Raw genomic sequence first — 17,645 nt, 5'->3', positions numbered from 1 at the left:
ATCCGTATGAGACTCATGCTCGATTATTATTATTATAGAAGCCCCCATGAATAAATCGCTCATCATTTTCGGCATCGTCAACATAACCTCGGACAGTTTCTCCGATGGAGGCCGGTATCTGGCGCCAGACGCAGCCATTGCGCAGGCGCGTAAGCTGATGGCCGAGGGGGCAGATGTGATCGACCTCGGTCCGGCATCCAGCAATCCCGACGCCGCGCCTGTTTCGTCCGACACAGAAATCGCGCGTATCGCGCCGGTGCTGGACGCGCTCAAGGCAGATGGCATTCCCGTCTCGCTCGACAGTTATCAACCCGCGACGCAAGCCTATGCCTTGTCGCGTGGTGTGGCCTATCTCAATGATATTCGCGGTTTTCCAGACGCTGCGTTCTATCCGCAATTGGCGAAATCATCTGCCAAACTCGTCGTTATGCATTCGGTGCAAGACGGGCAGGCAGATCGGCGCGAGGCACCCGCTGGCGACATCATGGATCACATTGCGGCGTTCTTTGACGCGCGCATCGCGGCGCTGACGGGTGCCGGTATCAAACGCAACCGCCTTGTCCTTGATCCCGGCATGGGGTTTTTTCTGGGGGCTGCTCCCGAAACCTCGCTCTCGGTGCTGGCGCGGTTCGATGAATTGCGGCTGCGCTTCGATTTGCCGGTGCTTCTGTCTGTTTCGCGCAAATCCTTTCTGCGCGCGCTCACAGGCCGTGGTCCGGGGGATGTCGGGGCCGCGACACTCGCTGCAGAGCTTGCCGCCGCCGCAGGTGGAGCTGACTTCATCCGCACACACGAGCCGCGCCCCTTGCGCGACGGGCTGGCGGTATTGGCGGCGCTGAAAGAAACCGCAAGAATTCGTTAACTGCACATTCGGGATATTTCTCTATATTCGCGGTTCAGCAGGCATGTCCCCTTTGAGGGCGACCCGACGACAGGATAATCGACCTTATGGTGCGCAAATATTTCGGCACAGACGGTATTCGTGGCAAAGCCAACGAAGGCGCGATGACGGCGGAAACCGCCTTGCGCGTCGGCATGGCGGCTGGCCGTGTCTTTCGTCGCGGTGACCACCGCCATCGTGTCGTGATCGGCAAGGATACGCGCCTGTCGGGCTATATGCTTGAACCCGCGCTCACAGCCGGTTTCACCTCGATGGGCATGGACGTATTCCTTTTTGGCCCGCTGCCGACAACGTATAGGAAGAATAAACGCCCTTTTCACCCAAGTCCAACAGCTTTGGACCGCAGTTGACTCTTTCGACACCCCTGCGATGCAACCCAATCCGGCTGACGGGGAGCCAGCAACGCTGAAAATTTACCCTCCTCTTTCCCACTAGCGGCTCCTTTTCCGACAACCAGCACGGCGGATCCCTGCCGCGGCGCTGTGAACGCAGCATTTTGATTGGTATCGTTGGCCTTCAGGCTCGTCAGTCAAACAGACCCAGGAGCAGCTCAGCCGGTGGCGCCCGGCTTTCGGGTAACGCCCTGGTCCCGCTGGTTTCGGCTTTGTGCTTCAGGTGATCAAGGATCTGCTTGATCACTATAGGGTCTTCAATGCAGGCGATGACTTTCATGGCGCCGCCGCAGCCGCTGCAGGTCTCGATGTCGATATTGAAAACACGCTTGAGCCGTTGCGCCCATGTCATCGACGCTCGCCGTTGTGCTGGTGTTGCCGGTTCATCAGCCACCCTGACCTTGTTGCCCCTGCCCCGTTTTGCCGGCGTGACCAACGCCCGGTGCCGACTGTTGGGTGCGAACACCCCGTGGAAGCGGGTTAGGTTGACTCTGGGCTTCGGTACCAGGGCGGCCAGCCTTGCAATGAAATCCAATGGTTCGAAAATGACGTGCGTGGTGCCGTCCCGGTACGGCGTCTTGAGCTGGTAGCGCACGTTGCCGCCTCGTGTTAACGACAGCCGCTTCTCGGATACCGCCGGGCGGCTGATGTACCGGCACAGCCGTTCGAGCTTCTTGCGTTCATCGGCCCTGGCCGCCACGCCGGCGTGCAGGCTGGACCCGGCTACCTTGCCAATCCCGTCACCGAACGGATCACCACTGGTCGGCAGAGTTTGCAAAGTGAACACCTTTCGCCCCGCCTGTGAACCGACAGCGATACGGTAAGTGATCGAGTGCCCCAGCAGGGGTGTCATCGGGTCGTCATCCACCGCATCCGAGGCCAGATAGCTGTTTTCGACATCCCGTTCCAGCAGGCCTTGCCGTTCCAGATAGCGACCCACCCGGTGGGCGATGGTGTGCGTCAGCTGGGTGAGCTCTGGGCTGGTCGGCGCCTTGACCCAGCGGAAACGCGCTGAGCCGTGGGATTGCTCGACATACACACCGTCGAGAAACAGCATGTGGAAGTGAACATTCAGATTGAGCGCCGATCCAAAACGCTGGATCAGGGTGACCGCGCCCGTCTTGGCCACTTGGTGGGTATGGCCCGCTTTCTTGACCAGGTGCGTGGCAATGACGCGGTAAACGATGCCCAGCACCCACCCCATGATCTCGGGCCGGCTGGCAAACAGGAAACGCAGCTGAAACGGGAAGCTCAACACCCACTGACGCATGGGTTGTTCAGGCAGTACTTCATCAACCAGCAAGGCGGCACTTTCGGCCATCCGCCGCGCCCCACAGCTCGGGCAGAAACCGCGACGCTTACAGCTGAAAGCGACCAGGTGCTCGGCGTGGCAAGACTCGCAGCGAACCCGTAGAAAGCCATGCTCCAGCCGCCCGCATTGGAGAAATTCTTCAAATTCCCGTTGCACATAGCCCGGCAATTCCTTTCCCTGCTCTGCCATAAGCGCAGCGAATGCCGGGTAATACTCGTCAACGATCTGATAGAGAAGGGTTTGCTCGGGTCGGTGGCTCTGGTAACGACCAGTATCCCGATCCCGGCTGGCCGTCCTGGCCGCCACATGAGGCATGTTCCGCGTCCTTGCAATACTGTGTTTACATACAGTCTATCGCTTAGCGGAAAGTTCTTTTACCCTCAGCCGAAATGCCTGCCGTTGCTAGACATTGCCAGCCAGTGCCCGTCACTCCGCGGTCTTCACTGCGTGATCGAGTTGATCGACACCCGCCGTGACACGCTCCATGAAGTGCCTGCCTGCGTCTGTTAGCCGAACGCCCCGCGCATGGCGCTCAAATAGCAGGACACCAAGGTTATCCTCCAGCGCTTTCACACGCGCGCTGACGCTCGACTGGCTGATACCAAGTGCCTTGGCCGCATGCCGAAAATTCAGATGCTCGGCGACGGCGATGAACTGAACAAGGGAAATGAGCGGTATCCTGCCAGACAGGATACCGACATTCACGAGGTTTCGATGGTTAGTGCGCCGCATCGGAGCGGGCCTGCTACCAGTCGTCGGTTAGACGACTGGCGACTTCTCGGTGGCAGCCCCACGGAGCCGAAGGAGCACCAGCCCCAACGAAACCAGTACCGCCATCGCCGTGGCGTAACAGATCACGGGCCACGCTGTGTCACCGTTTAAAAGTGCCACCGCCAATGTCCCGACAATGCTGACTATCAGGCTTTGAACGCAGAAGTAGAACGCGACCGCTGATCCCGCGATGTCGTCGAACTCTGCCAAAGCGCCGTTCGCGGTAACGGACACCGTGAAGACAATACCGACCGCGACAACCCACATCGGTAGGATGAAGGTGAGGAATGACGGCGAGCCGTAAAGTTCGCCGATCCCCAACAGGACCGCTCCGCAAACAAGCAACGCCATCCCACGCGCCACGCATCCTGCGATGCCCCATCTGGCGACAAAGGACTTCGCGAAACGGGTTGTCACGATCATTACAAGCGCGACAGTGGCGAAGGCAAAGCTGAATCCGATCTCGGAATATTCCGCTTGGCCTATGAGCACACGGGGAGCCGTCGAGAAGAAGACGAAGAAGGTGCCCATACCGGCGCTAAAGCCGACAGTGTAAACCCAAAAAGCCGGACTCGCGAAGATCGGCAAGACAGATCGGCGCGTCTTGACTTGATCCAGAGGGCGGGTTTCGTGCCACCTGAAACCCGCATTTAGGAGTGCGAGCATCGCCAGTATAGCCAAAGTAATGAATATCGCCTGCCATCCCAAGAACTCGCCGATCAATGCTCCGGCGATAGGGCCGAGCGCAGGCACGAACGCCAGCATCGAACTGAAAAGGCCGTAGATGACGACACCCTCAGGACGGTTGGCATAAACGTCGCGAACCGTCGCGAACGTCGCCACCAGCATGGCCGACGCGCCCACTGCTTGAAGTAGACGGAAAGCGACAAAGGCCGGTGCAGTTGAAGACCAAGCTGCTCCCAGAGACGCAATGACGAAAGCCGTTGCGCCCGCAAGTAGAATTGGCCGTCGCCCGATTCTGTCTGAGAGCGGACCAAAAATCACCTGGCCCACGCCGAGCATCACCATATAGAGGCTCAACGTGAGTTGGATCATAGCGGGCGTCGTGTTCAGGATGCCGGGCATCGCTGGAACGACAGGGAGATAAATATCCATCGCCAGTGAAGCGAGGATGTCGAAAGGAGCCATCAGCAGCAGTGCTGCCGGCAGCGTATAGGCCCACGCGGGGCGTGTGGTGGTCATGACGAATCAACCCTCGATTAAGGAATACCGGGCGACGTCTGCTCGTCAGCAATCAGATGAGACTAGCCTTACAGAGCGCCGCAACAACAATACTGGTTGTTGCGGCTTACTTGTCTGCTGACTTGGAATTTCCCATCTGATTACTCCACGCTTACGAATATGAATTGCTACATTTTATCCGATTATCTTTTGCTTCGCAATGCGGCATGGGCGCACTCAGCGTTCCAGCCCCCTCTGCCGCCCTAACTGCCACGACACCGACCCGCCCTGCACGATGCCCATAACCTCGCGGCCGAGTTGGCGGTCGATGATCGGCCGCCACGGGACAAGGGTGAACTCATGGGATTTCTCGACCACGGCGAACTTGCCGCTCGATAGATGCACGGTTCCGGTAAACTTGCCGCTGACGCTCTCGCCGTCCGTGGCGGCGCGGAACGGCAGGCCCTTACTCAAAGCCATATCCGATCCGACGCCGGCTACCTCGCGCTCCCGCAGGATGGCGAGAAGGTTGCGCCGGTAGAAGACGCGGCTGTCCCGGCTGCGGGTGGCGTCGCCCTGTTCGATATGGTGCTCGCGGCGCTGGTCCATGGCTTCGCGGACTTGTTGCCCGAAGCCGGTTGGCGCAAGGTCGGCCGTCTCGCCGTGGATCAGCCGCCGGTCCAGCCAGGTCGCGCCGTCCGATCCGATCTGTTTGTTCAGATCGACCGGGGAAAGGACGCGAACGCTGGCCTGACTGTCTCGGCCGGCGTCATGGGCGGCGGCACGGCTGACCAGATCATCGGGGATGCGCCATTGGTCGGCGTCGATCCGCTCGACGATACCGGCCCGGCGTAGCGCCTCCAGCCGGCGCACATGGGCATCGACATAGCCCTCATAGTCGCCGCCTGGAACGCGGCACGTATAGGAAGAATAAACGCCCTTTTCACCCAAGTCCAACAGCTTTGGACCGCAGTTGACTCTTTCGACACCCCTGCGATGCAACCCAATCCGGCTGACGGGGAGCCAGCAACGCTGAAAATTTACCCTCCTCTTTCCCACTAGCGGCTCCTTTTCCGACAACCAGCACGGCGGATCCCTGCCGCGGCGCTGTGAACGCAGCATTTTGATTGGTATCGTTGGCCTTCAGGCTCGTCAGTCAAACAGACCCAGGAGCAGCTCAGCCGGTGGCGCCCGGCTTTCGGGTAACGCCCTGGTCCCGCTGGTTTCGGCTTTGTGCTTCAGGTGATCAAGGATCTGCTTGATCACTATAGGGTCTTCAATGCAGGCGATGACTTTCATGGCGCCGCCGCAGCCGCTGCAGGTCTCGATGTCGATATTGAAAACACGCTTGAGCCGTTGCGCCCATGTCATCGACGCTCGCCGTTGTGCTGGTGTTGCCGGTTCATCAGCCACCCTGACCTTGTTGCCCCTGCCCCGTTTTGCCGGCGTGACCAACGCCCGGTGCCGACTGTTGGGTGCGAACACCCCGTGGAAGCGGGTTAGGTTGACTCTGGGCTTCGGTACCAGGGCGGCCAGCCTTGCAATGAAATCCAATGGTTCGAAAATGACGTGCGTGGTGCCGTCCCGGTACGGCGTCTTGAGCTGGTAGCGCACGTTGCCGCCTCGTGTTAACGACAGCCGCTTCTCGGATACCGCCGGACGGCTGATGTACCGGCACAGCCGTTCGAGCTTCTTGCGTTCATCGGCCCTGGCCGCCACGCCGGCGTGCAGGCTGGACCCGGCTACCTTGCCAATCCCGTCACCGGGGTCGTTTGCGGGAGGGGGCGGAATCCTACGCTAAGGCTTTGGCCAGCGATATTCTCCGGTGAGATTGATGTGTTCCCATCCGAGCGGCGAAACATGGGCCAAGAGATCGGGCGATAGCAGCTTTCCATCGCGTTTCTGGTTTGCAACGACCTCGCCGAGCTTCATGGTGTTCCAGAAGATGATGATGGCGGCGAGCAGATTCATGCCGGCGATGCGGTAATGCTGGCCTTCGGCGGAACGGTCGCGGATTTCACCGCGGCGGTGGAAGCTGATTGCCCGCTTCAGCGCATGATGAGCTTCGCCTTTGTTGAGCCCGATCTGGGCACGCCGTTGGAGTTCGGCATCCAGAATCCAGTCGATCATGAACAGGGTGCGCTCGACGCGACCGACTTCCCGCAGGGCTGTCGCGAGCTCGTTCTGCCGCGGATAGGAGGCGAGTTTCCGCAGAATCTGGCTTGGCGCGACGGTCCCGGCAGCAATGGTGGCGGCGATGCGCAGGATGTCGGGCCAATTGCGCTCGATCATGGCTTGGTTGACCTTTCCGCCGATCAACGCTCGCAGGTGCGCCGGGGCGGCCGACGGATTGAACGCGTAGAGCCGTTTGGATGGCAGGTCGCGGATGCGCGGAGCGAACCGGTAGCCGAGAATGGCACATGCGGCAAAGACGTGATCGGTGAAGCCGCCCGTGTCGGTGAACTGCTCGCGGATATGGCGTCCAGCATCGTTCATCAGCAGGCCATCGAGGATGTAAGGCGCTTCGCTTGCCGTTGCAGGAATCACCTGGGTTGCGAACGGCGCATATTGGTCGGAGACGTGGCTATAGGCTTTCAGGCCCGGGGTATTGCCATATTTCGCGTTGACCAGGTTCATGGCCTCACCTTGCTCTGTAGCGACGAAGAACTGTCCGTCGCTCGAAGCCGACGTGCCCATGCCCCAGAACCGGGCCATGGGTAACGCTGCCTGTGCCTCGACCACCATGGCCAGCGCCCGGTCATAGGCTTCGCCCTCGACATGCCACCGTCCAATGCGGATCAATTCCCAGAAGGTGTGGGTGTTTGTCGCATCCGCCATTTTGCGCAAGCCGAGGTTGATCCCTTCCGCCAAGATAACGTTCATTAGCCCGATCCGGTCAGCGCAGGGTGCTCCTGTGCGCAGATGGGTGAACGCTTCGGTGAAGCCGGTCGCCGCATCCACCTCCAGCAGGAGATCGGTGATGCGCGTGGGCGGGATCTGCTTGTAGAGATCGAGCACCAGATCTTCGGCGCCTGTCGGCGCGGCGGCTTCGAGTTTCTCGATATGCAGAACGCCGTTTTCAATCGACCCGCCCGGGATCGTGCCTGCGCGAGCGGCACGGCCAAGCTCGCGCAACCGCATGTCGAGGCGAGCTTGCCGGTCTGCCAGCCATTCCTCCGGCCGCAATGGCACAGCGAGACGACCGCCTTCCGCGATGGATTGTGCCGGAACGAGTGCGTGTTTCAGATCGCCATAGCGCCGGGACCTAGGGCGTGTCATCAATCAATACCCGAGTAGTTGAAAGTCACAGCCCCAGCGCCACGTAGAGGCCATGAGTAAAAGATACGCCCTCCTTGATGCCCAATGGGAGCGCATCAAAGACCTGTTGCCCGGTCAGGCAGGACAGCCCGGAGCCACGGCAAAAGACAACCGGCTGTTCATCGATGCAGTGCTCTACCACTACCGCGCAGGCATCCCCTGGCGAGATCTGCCTGCGCGCTTTGGCGATTTTCGCGTCGTGCACACCCGCCACTCGCGCTGGAGCCAAAGCGGCGTATGGCAGCGCGTGTTTGAGACTTTGGCGCAGGACGCGGACAACGAATACGCCATGATTGACGCCACCATCGTGCGCGCCCACCAGCACAGCGCTGGTGCAAAAGGGGGGATCTCGACAAGCAAGCCCTCGGACGAGGCCGGGGCGGGCTGAGCACCAAGATCCACGCCACGGTCGATGCGCTGGGCAACCCGACAGGCTTTCACCTCACGCCAGGGCAGGCGCATGACCTCCAAGGCGCCGATGTGCTGCTCAAGGACACACCAGCGCAGACTGTCATTGCCGACAAGGCCTACGATGCTCAGGCCCGGCTGATCGAGCCTTTATTGAACAAGGGCAAGGCAGTGGTAATTCCCTCGCGGGTAACGAACAGGCAGCCACGCGAATATGACCGTGAGCTCTACAAGGCGCGCCATCTGATCGAGAACTTCTTCGCACGCTTGAAGCAATACCGCGCCATTGCCACACGCTACGACAAGACTGCTCGCAACTTTCTCGGAGCCATCCATCTGGCGGCATCCATGGTGTGGTTGGCATGAGCCCTGGCAGCCCGGCTACACACCCGGGTATTGATTGATGACACGCCCTAGTAAGCCAGACATCTCCGGAGCGGAACGCATCGCGCAGATGGAACAGCACCGCGATCTCCCATAGGCGAGCGTCGCCAGCCCTCTGGGCCCGAAGGTGGCGATGCCATTTCGAGCTGGGCCGCAAGAAGCTGGTCATCGCGGCATCGTTCAAACCGGTACGAAGGGCCGTCACCGCTTCCAGAAGCGGCAGTGCAACGGGCGCAGCTCGCAGATCGAGCAGGCGCAACATGCGTGGAGCGTATCGGCGGAAGCGGTGATAACCGTCGAGCACATGATTGAGCGGATCGTCGGCCATGGTGGCGGTCAGCCTGGTTGCCATTGCAACAAGGGTTTTTAAGCCGTCCCACCCTGACCCACTCGCGATGACATCGCCCAGCGGCTGGCCATCATCCTGTGCATCGACCAGGGCGCCCCCGATCTCGGCGAAGGATTTCAGGGTGTCACGCACCACCCCCGCTTCGTCTGCGACCTTTGCATGGCAAATACGCTCCGAAGCACGGTAGAGACGGCCGACGATCCGGTCGTGGGTTTCGACCACTGCGTCGGCCAACATCGCCTGCCATTCCGAGACGCAAACAGCCAAGATCGCAAGCCGCCTGTCCTCCGGGAGATCGCGCATGCCGTCGGCATAATACCGTTCACCCTGCCTGCGCAGACGAGTCACCCGATGGGCAGGAACGCCGGCAAGCAGATCCTCGGGGAGATCGATGCGTTGCAGATATTCGAGCCGGTCGAGCAGCCGGTTGGCCGACGAAGAGTTCGAGCCAGGCTCGAACTGGCGCAGCCACACAAAACGGGTCACCCGATCATCAGCCGTCTCCTCGAGCAATGCCAGCAACTGTTCTCGGATCGACATAGGCAGCCGACTGGCGATCCTCGTCTCGATGCGTCGCTCGGCATCGACGAGAGCCGCGGCACAAAGCCGCTCGATCGTGGATGTCGCGGGAAGGACAGTGCGGGTGCGTCGGCACTCGGCTACGAAGCGACGGGCGATATCCTCGTTCGACACCGCCATCTCGGCTTCTCGGAACAACCATTCCTTCAGCTCGCTCGCACCACGTCCGGAGAAGGTGCGGAAGCCGTAGAGCCCCCGTAACTCGGCAAGATGCTCGTGCCGTGTTTCCTCGCGGGCAGCATAGTCTACGAGATCGTCGGCACCCAGGCCAAGCTGCGCTCCGATAAATTCGATGACCTCTGCAGGGATCAGTTCGCCTGGAGCCAGCACCCGGCCGGGATAGCGCAGGACACACAATTGCAGGGCGAAGCCGAACCTGTTGTGAGCGCGCCGACGCAGCCTGATATGCCCAAGGTCTTCATCACTCAGCGTATAGTGCTTGAGCAAATCCGTCTGTGAAGTCGGCAAGCGCAACAGCGCGTCTTTCTGCCGATCGGTTAGAGTGACGCGACGCGGCATACATGTTCCTTTTTCAAAATCTGATAGCGTTCAAGACGCTTTGTTTATGAAGCTGGTTGAGATACATTTCCAGAGGTCAATGCAATCGTGGCCGAAGCGCCGCCTCAAACCAACGTTTGTGATACATGCTGATCGGATATGCCCGCGTCTCCAAAGCCGATGGCTCGCAGTCTCTCGACCTGCAGCACGACGCCTTGCGCGCCGCAGGTGTCGAACGGGACAATATCTATGATGATCTTGCTTCCGGCGGTCGTGATGATCGCCCTGGCTTGACTGCCTGCCTCAAGTCATTGCGTGACGGCGATGTGCTGGTGGTCTGGAAGCTCGATCGCCTCGGACGATCGCTTGCCCATCTGGTCAACACGGTGAAGGAGCTGTCAGACCGCAAGATCGGCCTGCGGGTTCTGACTGGAAAGGGCGCTCAGATCGACACCACGACTGCGTCCGGTCGCATGGTGTTCGGAATCTTCGCCACCTTGGCCGAGTTCGAGCGGGATCTGATCCGAGAGCGCACCATGGCGGGTCTCGCCTCCGCGAGAGCGCGCGGTCGCAAGGGCGGACGAAAATTCGCGCTCACCAAAGCTCAGGTGCGTCTCGCGCAAGCCGCCATGGCCCAGCGCGATACTTCAGTTTCCGATCTCTGCAAGGAACTCGGCATCGAGCGCGTCACTCTCTACCGATATGTCGGTCCCAAAGGCGAGCTCAGAGACCATGGAAAGCATGTTCTCGGACTTACGTAGCAACTCGTTTCTTTTCGCAGGTTGAGCCACCTCCGCGCTTCATCAGAAAACTGAAGGAACCTCCATTGAATCGAACTAATATTTTTTTTGGTGAATCGCATTCTGACTGGTTGCCTGTCAGAGGCGGAGAATCTGGTGATTTTGTTTTTCGACGTGGTGACGGGCATGCCTTCGCGAAAATCGCACCTGCTTCCCGCCGCGGTGAGCTCGCTGGAGAGCGTGACCGCCTCATTTGGCTCAAAGGTCGAGGTGTGGCTTGCCCCGAGGTCATCAACTGGCAGGAGGAACAGGAGGGTGCATGCTTGGTGATAACGGCAATTCCGGGAGTACCGGCGGCTGATCTGTCTGGAGCGGATTTGCTCAAAGCGTGGCCGTCAATGGGGCAGCAACTTGGCGCTGTTCACAGCCTATCGGTTGATCAATGTCCGTTTGAGCGCAGGCTGTCGCGAATGTTCGGACGCGCCGTTGATGTGGTGTCCCGCAATGCCGTCAATCCCGACTTCTTACCGGACGAGGACAAGAGTACGCCGCAGCTCGATCTTTTGGCTCGTGTCGAACGAGAGCTACCGGTGCGGCTCGACCAAGAGCGCACCGATATGGTTGTTTGCCATGGTGATCCCTGCATGCCGAACTTCATGGTGGACCCTAAAACTCTTCAATGCACGGGTCTGATCGACCTTGGGCGGCTCGGAACAGCAGATCGCTATGCCGATTTGGCACTCATGATTGCTAACGCCGAAGAGAACTGGGCAGCGCCAGATGAAGCAGAGCGCGCCTTCGCTGTCCTATTCAATGTATTGGGGATCGAAGCCCCCGACCGCGAACGCCTTGCCTTCTATCTGCGATTGGACCCTCTGACTTGGGGTTGATGTTCATGCCGCCTGTTTTTCCTGCTCATTGGCACGTTTCGCAACCTGTTCTCATTGCGGACACCTTTTCCAGCCTCGTTTGGAAAGTTTCATTGCCAGACGGGACTCCTGCAATCGTCAAGGGATTGAAACCTATAGAAGACATTGCTGATGAACTGCGCGGGGCCGACTATCTGGTATGGCGCAATGGGAGGGGAGCAGTCCGGTTGCTCGGTCGTGAGAACAATCTGATGTTGCTCGAATATGCCGGGGAGCGAATGCTCTCTCACATCGTTGCCGAGCACGGCGACTACCAGGCGACCGAAATTGCAGCGGAACTAATGGCGAAGCTGTATGCCGCATCTGAGGAACCCCTGCCTTCTGCCCTTCTCCCGATCCGGGATCGCTTTGCAGCTTTGTTTCAGCGGGCGCGCGATGATCAAAACGCAGGTTGTCAAACTGACTACGTCCACGCGGCGATTATAGCCGATCAAATGATGAGCAATGCCTCGGAACTGCGTGGGCTACATGGCGATCTGCATCATGAAAACATCATGTTCTCCAGTCGCGGCTGGCTGGTGATAGATCCCGTCGGTCTGGTCGGTGAAGTGGGCTTTGGCGCCGCCAATATGTTCTACGATCCGGCTGACAGAGACGACCTTTGTCTCGATCCTAGACGCATTGCACAGATGGCGGACGCATTCTCTCGTGCGCTGGACGTCGATCCGCGTCGCCTGCTCGACCAGGCGTACGCTTATGGGTGCCTTTCCGCAGCTTGGAACGCGGATGGAGAAGAGGAGCAACGCGATCTAGCTATCGCGGCCGCGATCAAGCAGGTGCGACAGACGTCATACTAGATATCAAGCGACTTCTCCTATCCCCTGGGAACACATCAATCTTACCGGAGAATATCGTTGGCCAAAGCCTTAGCGTAGGATTTCGCCCTCTCCCGCAAACGACCCCTCACCGAACGGATCACCACTGGTCGGCAGAGTTTGCAAAGTGAACACCTTTCGCCCCGCCTGTGAACCGACAGCGATACGGTAAGTGATCGAGTGCCCCAGCAGGGGTGTCATCGGGTCGTCATCCACCGCATCCGAGGCCAGATAGCTGTTTTCGACATCCCGTTCCAGCAGGCCTTGCCGTTCCAGATAGCGACCCACCCGGTGGGCGATGGTGTGCGTCAGCTGGGTGAGCTCTGGGCTGGTCGGCGCCTTGACCCAGCGGAAACGCGCTGAGCCGTGGGATTGCTCGACATACACACCGTCGAGAAACAGCATGTGGAAGTGAACATTCAGATTGAGCGCCGATCCAAAACGCTGGATCAGGGTGACCGCGCCCGTCTTGGCCACTTGGTGGGTATGGCCCGCTTTCTTGACCAGGTGCGTGGCAATGACGCGGTAAACGATGCCCAGCACCCACCCCATGATCTCGGGCCGGCTGGCAAACAGGAAACGCAGCTGAAACGGGAAGCTCAACACCCACTGACGCATGGGTTGTTCAGGCAGTACTTCATCAACCAGCAAGGCGGCACTTTCGGCCATCCGCCGCGCCCCACAGCTCGGGCAGAAACCGCGACGCTTACAGCTGAAAGCGACCAGGTGCTCGGCGTGGCAAGACTCGCAGCGAACCCGTAGAAAGCCATGCTCCAGCCGCCCGCATTGGAGAAATTCTTCAAATTCCCGTTGCACATAGCCCGGCAATTCCTTTCCCTGCTCTGCCATAAGCGCAGCGAATGCCGGGTAATACTCGTCAACGATCTGATAGAGAAGGGTTTGCTCGGGTCGGTGGCTCTGGTAACGACCAGTATCCCGATCCCGGCTGGCCGTCCTGGCCGCCACATGAGGCATGTTCCGCGTCCTTGCAATACTGTGTTTACATACAGTCTATCGCTTAGCGGAAAGTTCTTTTACCCTCAGCCGAAATGCCTGCCGTTGCTAGACATTGCCAGCCAGTGCCCGTCACTCCCACTCGATTGTTAATGACAGAAAAACAACCGGTACTTTCATGCACTTATGATTTCTGCCGCATTAAATGCCATGAATAATGCCATGTTCGTCATTCTGCCTTGAATGCGCTGCGCTGCCGGCGTTCGACCTCTCCCTTCGATAGCTCGCTGGGCCAGGTCGCCAGCTCCGCATCGGTAAGGCCGGCCAGTACTTCGGGCAAGCGCATGGTAGCGAAGTGGCTTGGCGGTTCAAACTGGTATCCGGCAGCGATCAGCTCAGCCTCTACTTCCACAGTGATGAAAAACGGCTCGGTCCGGTTTTCGTGGTGCAGCTTTGTCATGCTCTTTTTCTCCTGGCGTTCATCCTGGCTAGCAGCCAGTGCGTTGGCTTCGCGACGGCGTCCTCAACTAAGGTCTTCTCAGAACGGCAAAAATCGTACGCTAAGGGCTGAAGATGCCCTTCAGCAACAGTGCAAGGCTGCGATCAACGGGCAGGAAACATTGCCCTGGTGCGCGTTGCACTCGCTCACCAGCTTCGACAGCACCTCTTCCATCCGCGTGAGGTCCGCCATGCGTGCGCGCACATCGGCCAGCCGGTGGGCAGCCAGTTCGGCCGCCTCGCTGCAATGGGTGCCATCCTCCAGTTTCAGGAGCTGGCCGACCTCATCCAGGCTGAAACCCAGGCGCTGGGCGGACTTCACGAACTTCACCCGCGCCACGTCCGCCAGACCATAGCGGCGGATGCTCCCGTAGGGCCGCTCCGGCTGGGGCAGTAGGCCCTTGAGCTGATAGAAGCGGATCGTCTCCACGTTCACCCCGGCGGCCTTGGCGAAGGCCCCGATGGTCAGATTCTCTTGAGCGTTCTCCATGGTGCTTGACTCCGTAGTTGACTACGGAAGTAACGTTACAGCATCAAGCGAAGTCCCGGAAGGAGAACCTTATGTCGGAACCCAAGAACGGCCGCGGCGCACTGGCGACCGGCGGCATCGCGGCCGTCCTCGCCTCGGCCTGTTGCCTCGGCCCCCTCGTCCTGGTCGCGCTCGGCTTCTCGGGCGCGTGGATCGGCAACCTGACCGTGCTGGAGCCGTACCGGCCGATCTTCATCGGCGCGGCACTCGTCGCGCTGTTCTTCGCCTGGCGCAGCATCTTCCGACCGGCCCATGCCTGCAAGCCGGGCGACGTCTGCGCCGTGCCCCAAGTGCGGACGGCCTACAAGGTGATTTTCTGGGTCGTGGCCGCCCTGGTTCTGGTTGCCCTCGCTTTCCCCTACATCCTGCCGCTGTTCTATTGAAAGGAGAATTGCCATGAAGAAACTCGCCACCCTGATCGCCCTGGCCGCCGCCCTGAGCACGCCCGCCTGGGCCGCCACCAAGACCGTTACCCTGTCGGTGCCCGGCATGACCTGCGCCGCGTGCCCGATCACAGTAAAGAAGGCACTCACCAAGGTGGACGGCGTGCAAAAGGCCGAGGTCAGTTACGAGAAGCGGGAAGCCGTCGTCACCTTCGACGACGCGAAGACCAATGCCGACGCCTTGACCAAGGCCACCGCAAACGCGGGCTACCCCTCCAGCGTCAAGCAGTGAGGGCACTGTCATGGCCGAAGCGATCACCCTTCACATCGAAGGCATGACCTGCACGTCGTGCGCCGAGCACGTCCAGCAGGCCCTGAAAAACGTGCCCGGCGTGCGCTCGGCCTCGGTGTCCTATGCGCAGCGGCAGGCCGAAATCGAGGCGGACGCGGGCGTGAACTTGCCCCCTCTGGTAGCCGCAGTGGCCGCGCTCGGCTACCGCGCACGGCTCGCCGACACGCCGAACAAGCCTACCGGCCTGTTGGATAAGGCGCTGGGCTGGCTCGGTGGCGACACGAAGCATGAAGGCGGCGAGCCGGCGCTGCACGTGGCCGTGATCGGCAGCGGCGGCGCGGCGATGGCGGCGGCCTTGAAGGCCGTCGAGCAAGGCGCGAAAGTCACGCTGATCGAGCGCGGTACTATCGGCGGCACCTGCGTCAACATCGGCTGCGTACCGTCCAAGATCATGATCCGTGCCGCCCACATTGCGCATCTGCGCCGTGAAAGTCCGTTCGACGATGGCATCGCGGCTACTGTGCCGGCGATTAACCGCAGCAAACTACTGGCCCAGCAGCAGGCGCGCGTCGATGAGCTGCGCCACGCCAAGTATGAAGGCATCCTGGATGGCAACCCGGCCATCACCGTTCTGCATGGTGAAGCGCGTTTCAAGGATGACCAAAGCCTTACCGTCCGTTTGAACGATGGCGGCGAGCGCGTCGTGGTGTTCGATCGCTGCCTGGTCGCCACTGGTGCCAGTCCGGCCATTCCGCCCATCACTGGTTTGAAAGGCACGCCGTACTGGACATCTACCGAGGCCCTAGTGAGTGACACCATTCCCGAACGCCTAGCCGTGATCGGATCGTCGGTGGTGGCGCTGGAACTGGCGCAAGCCTTCGCCCGGCTGGGCAGCCAGGTCACGATCCTGGCGCGCAGCACACTGTTCTTCCGCGAAGACCCGGCCATCGGTGAGGCCGTCACAGCCGCCTTTCGTGCCGAAGGAATCAAGGTTCTGGAACACACGCAAGCCAGCCAGGTCGCCTATGCGGACGGCGAATTCGTGCTGACCACAGGGCACGGCGAAGTGCGCGCCGACAAGTTGCTGGTCGCTACCGGCCGCACGCCGAACACGCGCAGCTTGGCGCTGGAAGCGGCGGGTGTCGCCGTCAATGCGCAGGGAGCCATCGTCATTGACAAGGGCATGCGCACCAGTACGCCACACATTTATGCCGCAGGAGACTGCACTGACCAGCCGCAATTCGTCTATGTGGCAGCGGCCGCCGGCACCCGTGCGGCCATCAACATGACCGGCGGAGACGCTACGCTCAATCTGACCGCGATGCCGGCGGTGGTGTTCACCGATCCGCAGGTCGCCACTGTGGGCTACAGCGAGGCGGAAGCGCACCACGACGGGATCGAGACCGACAGCCGCCTGCTAACACTGGATAACGTGCCGCGTGCGCTCGCCAACTTCGACACACGCGGCTTTATCAAGCTGGTAATCGAGGAAGGTAGCGGACGACTCATTGGGGTACAGGCAGTGGCCCCGGAAGCGGGCGAGCTGATCCAGACGGCGGTGCTCGCGATCCGTAACCGCATGACCGTACAGGAACTGGCTGACCAGTTGTTCCCCTACCTGACGATGGTCGAGGGGCTGAAGCTCGCGGCGCAGACCTTCACCAAGGATGTCAAACAATTGTCCTGCTGCGCAGGATGAAAGGAGATGGAACCATGAAGCTCGCCCCATATATTTTAGAACGTCTCACTTCGGTCAATCGTACCAATGGTACTGCGGATCTCTTGGTCCCGCTACTGCGGGAACTCGCCAAGGGGCGTCCGGTTTCACGAACGACACTTGCCGGGATTCTCGACTGGCCCGCTGAGCGAGTGGCCGCCGTACTCGAACAGGCCACCAGTACCGAATATGACAAAGATGGGAACATCATCGGCTACGGCCTCACCTTGCGCGAGACTTCGTATGTCTTTGAAATTGACGACCGCCGTCTGTATGCCTGGTGCGCGCTGGACACCTTGATATTTCCGGCGCTGATCGGCCGTACAGCTCGCGTCTCATCGCATTGCGCTGCAACCGGAGCACCCGTTTCACTCACGGTTTCACCCAGCGAGATACAGGCTGTCGAACCTGCCGGCATGGCGGTGTCCTTGGTATTGCCGCAGGAAGCAGCCGACGTTCGTCAGTCCTTCTGTTGCCATGTACATTTCTTTGCATCTGTCCCGACGGCGGAAGACTGGGCCTCCAAGCATCAAGGATTGGAAGGATTGGCGATCGTCAGTGTCCACGAGGCTTTCGGCTTGGGCCAGGAGTTTAATCGACATCTGTTGCAGACCATGTCATCTAGGACACCGTGATCGGATATCGACCCAATGTTCTACGGCACCGGCATCGGATTCGCAGCGCGCGGATTGAA

Annotated in this window: 16 protein-coding genes and 4 pseudogenes; 10 read left to right on the top strand and 10 right to left on the bottom strand. The window is 60.1% G+C overall.

The window, feature by feature from the left end; genetic code table 11:
* Positions 1-46: 46 nt before the first annotated feature.
* Positions 47-862 (top strand): sulfonamide-resistant dihydropteroate synthase Sul2, encoded by an 816-nt coding sequence (gene sul2 / locus ACZK33_RS10210; protein WP_001043260.1) that lies wholly within the window; start codon positions 47-49, stop codon positions 860-862.
* Between the two features lie 86 nt (positions 863-948).
* Complete coding sequence (locus tag ACZK33_RS10205) at positions 949-1,251, top strand: phosphoglucosamine mutase (protein WP_000251875.1); 303 nt, start codon at positions 949-951, stop codon at positions 1,249-1,251.
* Positions 1,252-1,426: 175 nt separating this feature from the next.
* Here the strand turns inward: ACZK33_RS10205 and ACZK33_RS10200 are convergent, their stop codons facing one another.
* The 6 genes and pseudogenes from ACZK33_RS10200 to ACZK33_RS10175 all read right to left on the bottom strand — a co-directional run.
* Positions 1,427-2,920 (bottom strand): IS91-like element ISCR2 family transposase, encoded by a 1,494-nt coding sequence (locus tag ACZK33_RS10200; RefSeq protein ID WP_001120888.1) that lies wholly within the window; start codon positions 2,918-2,920, stop codon positions 1,427-1,429.
* A gap of 111 nt (positions 2,921-3,031) precedes the next feature.
* Entirely contained in the window at positions 3,032-3,310 is a 279-nt protein-coding gene (locus tag ACZK33_RS10195; protein ID WP_001100557.1) for a LysR family transcriptional regulator, read from the bottom strand.
* A gap of 54 nt (positions 3,311-3,364) precedes the next feature.
* Complete coding sequence (gene floR / locus ACZK33_RS10190) at positions 3,365-4,579, bottom strand: chloramphenicol/florfenicol efflux MFS transporter FloR (protein ID WP_000214119.1); 1,215 nt, start codon at positions 4,577-4,579, stop codon at positions 3,365-3,367.
* A 216-nt stretch (positions 4,580-4,795) separates the two neighbouring features.
* Positions 4,796-5,680, bottom strand: a complete 885-nt coding sequence (locus ACZK33_RS10185) for a DUF3363 domain-containing protein (protein WP_001447541.1) — start codon at positions 5,678-5,680, stop codon at positions 4,796-4,798.
* Positions 5,681-5,710: 30 nt separating this feature from the next.
* Positions 5,711-6,325: pseudogene (locus tag ACZK33_RS10180) on the bottom strand (IS91-like element ISCR2 family transposase); the annotation flags it as partial.
* A 30-nt stretch (positions 6,326-6,355) separates the two neighbouring features.
* Positions 6,356-7,822, bottom strand: a pseudogene (locus ACZK33_RS10175) (Tn3 family transposase); the annotation flags it as partial.
* Positions 7,823-7,889: 67 nt separating this feature from the next.
* Between ACZK33_RS10175 and ACZK33_RS10170 the strand changes: the two are divergent.
* Positions 7,890-8,650, top strand: a protein-coding gene (locus tag ACZK33_RS10170) for an IS5 family transposase (RefSeq protein WP_478454786.1) whose coding sequence is annotated in 2 segments (ribosomal slippage) — positions 7,890-8,232 and positions 8,232-8,650 — 762 coding nt in all. Because the reading frame shifts where the segments join, the coding sequence is not laid out codon by codon here.
* 1,018 nt (positions 8,651-9,668) lie between these two features.
* Here the strand turns inward: ACZK33_RS10170 and ACZK33_RS10165 are convergent.
* Positions 9,669-10,115, bottom strand: a pseudogene (locus tag ACZK33_RS10165) (DUF4158 domain-containing protein); the annotation flags it as partial.
* A 125-nt stretch (positions 10,116-10,240) separates the two neighbouring features.
* Between ACZK33_RS10165 and ACZK33_RS10160 the strand changes: the two are divergent.
* The 3 genes from ACZK33_RS10160 to ACZK33_RS10150 all read left to right on the top strand — a co-directional run bounded on the left by ACZK33_RS10160 (position 10,241) and on the right by ACZK33_RS10150 (position 12,560).
* Positions 10,241-10,855: a recombinase family protein gene (locus tag ACZK33_RS10160; protein WP_000904906.1), complete on the top strand. Its 615-nt coding sequence runs from the start codon at positions 10,241-10,243 to the stop codon at positions 10,853-10,855.
* 65 nt (positions 10,856-10,920) lie between these two features.
* On the top strand, positions 10,921-11,724 hold the full coding sequence (gene aph(3'')-Ib, locus ACZK33_RS10155) for an aminoglycoside O-phosphotransferase APH(3'')-Ib (RefSeq protein ID WP_001082319.1): 804 nt from the start codon (positions 10,921-10,923) through the stop codon (positions 11,722-11,724).
* Entirely contained in the window at positions 11,724-12,560 is an 837-nt protein-coding gene (locus ACZK33_RS10150) for an aminoglycoside O-phosphotransferase APH(6)-Id (RefSeq protein ID WP_000480968.1), read from the top strand. The genes aph(3'')-Ib and ACZK33_RS10150 overlap by 1 nt, the downstream gene beginning before the upstream one ends.
* Before the next feature lie 87 nt (positions 12,561-12,647).
* On the opposite strand, the pseudogene ACZK33_RS10145 reads toward ACZK33_RS10150, so the two are convergent.
* The 3 genes and pseudogenes from ACZK33_RS10145 to merR form a co-directional block, all read right to left on the bottom strand.
* Positions 12,648-13,553, bottom strand: a pseudogene (locus ACZK33_RS10145) (IS91-like element ISCR2 family transposase); the annotation flags it as partial.
* Between the two features lie 208 nt (positions 13,554-13,761).
* The gene (locus ACZK33_RS10140) at positions 13,762-13,992 is read right to left on the bottom strand and encodes a hypothetical protein (RefSeq protein WP_022579738.1); all 231 of its coding nucleotides are present in this window, start codon (positions 13,990-13,992) and stop codon (positions 13,762-13,764) included.
* A 120-nt stretch (positions 13,993-14,112) separates the two neighbouring features.
* Complete coding sequence (merR, locus tag ACZK33_RS10135; protein ID WP_022579739.1) at positions 14,113-14,520, bottom strand: Hg(II)-responsive transcriptional regulator; 408 nt, start codon at positions 14,518-14,520, stop codon at positions 14,113-14,115.
* Between the two features lie 71 nt (positions 14,521-14,591).
* Here merR and merT point away from each other — a divergent pair, with 71 nt between their 5' ends.
* The 4 genes from merT to merB are packed head-to-tail and all read left to right on the top strand — an operon-like array spanning position 14,592 to position 17,586.
* Positions 14,592-14,942 carry a mercuric ion transporter MerT gene (merT, locus tag ACZK33_RS10130; RefSeq protein WP_022579740.1) on the top strand — a complete coding sequence of 117 codons (351 nt, stop codon included), beginning with the start codon at positions 14,592-14,594 and terminating at the stop codon, positions 14,940-14,942.
* 13 nt (positions 14,943-14,955) lie between these two features.
* On the top strand, positions 14,956-15,234 hold the full coding sequence (gene merP, locus ACZK33_RS10125; protein WP_022579741.1) for a mercury resistance system periplasmic binding protein MerP: 279 nt from the start codon (positions 14,956-14,958) through the stop codon (positions 15,232-15,234).
* Positions 15,235-15,244: 10 nt separating this feature from the next.
* Complete coding sequence (gene merA / locus ACZK33_RS10120) at positions 15,245-16,933, top strand: mercury(II) reductase (protein ID WP_031294484.1); 1,689 nt, start codon at positions 15,245-15,247, stop codon at positions 16,931-16,933.
* 14 nt (positions 16,934-16,947) lie between these two features.
* Positions 16,948-17,586: an organomercurial lyase MerB gene (gene merB / locus ACZK33_RS10115; RefSeq protein ID WP_000761850.1), complete on the top strand. Its 639-nt coding sequence runs from the start codon at positions 16,948-16,950 to the stop codon at positions 17,584-17,586.
* The last annotated feature ends 59 nt before the right edge of the window (positions 17,587-17,645 follow it).

It is taken from the genome of Stenotrophomonas sp. 86156_Sma (assembly GCF_056481625.1).
This window is presented reverse-complemented; position numbering and strand designations above follow the sequence as displayed.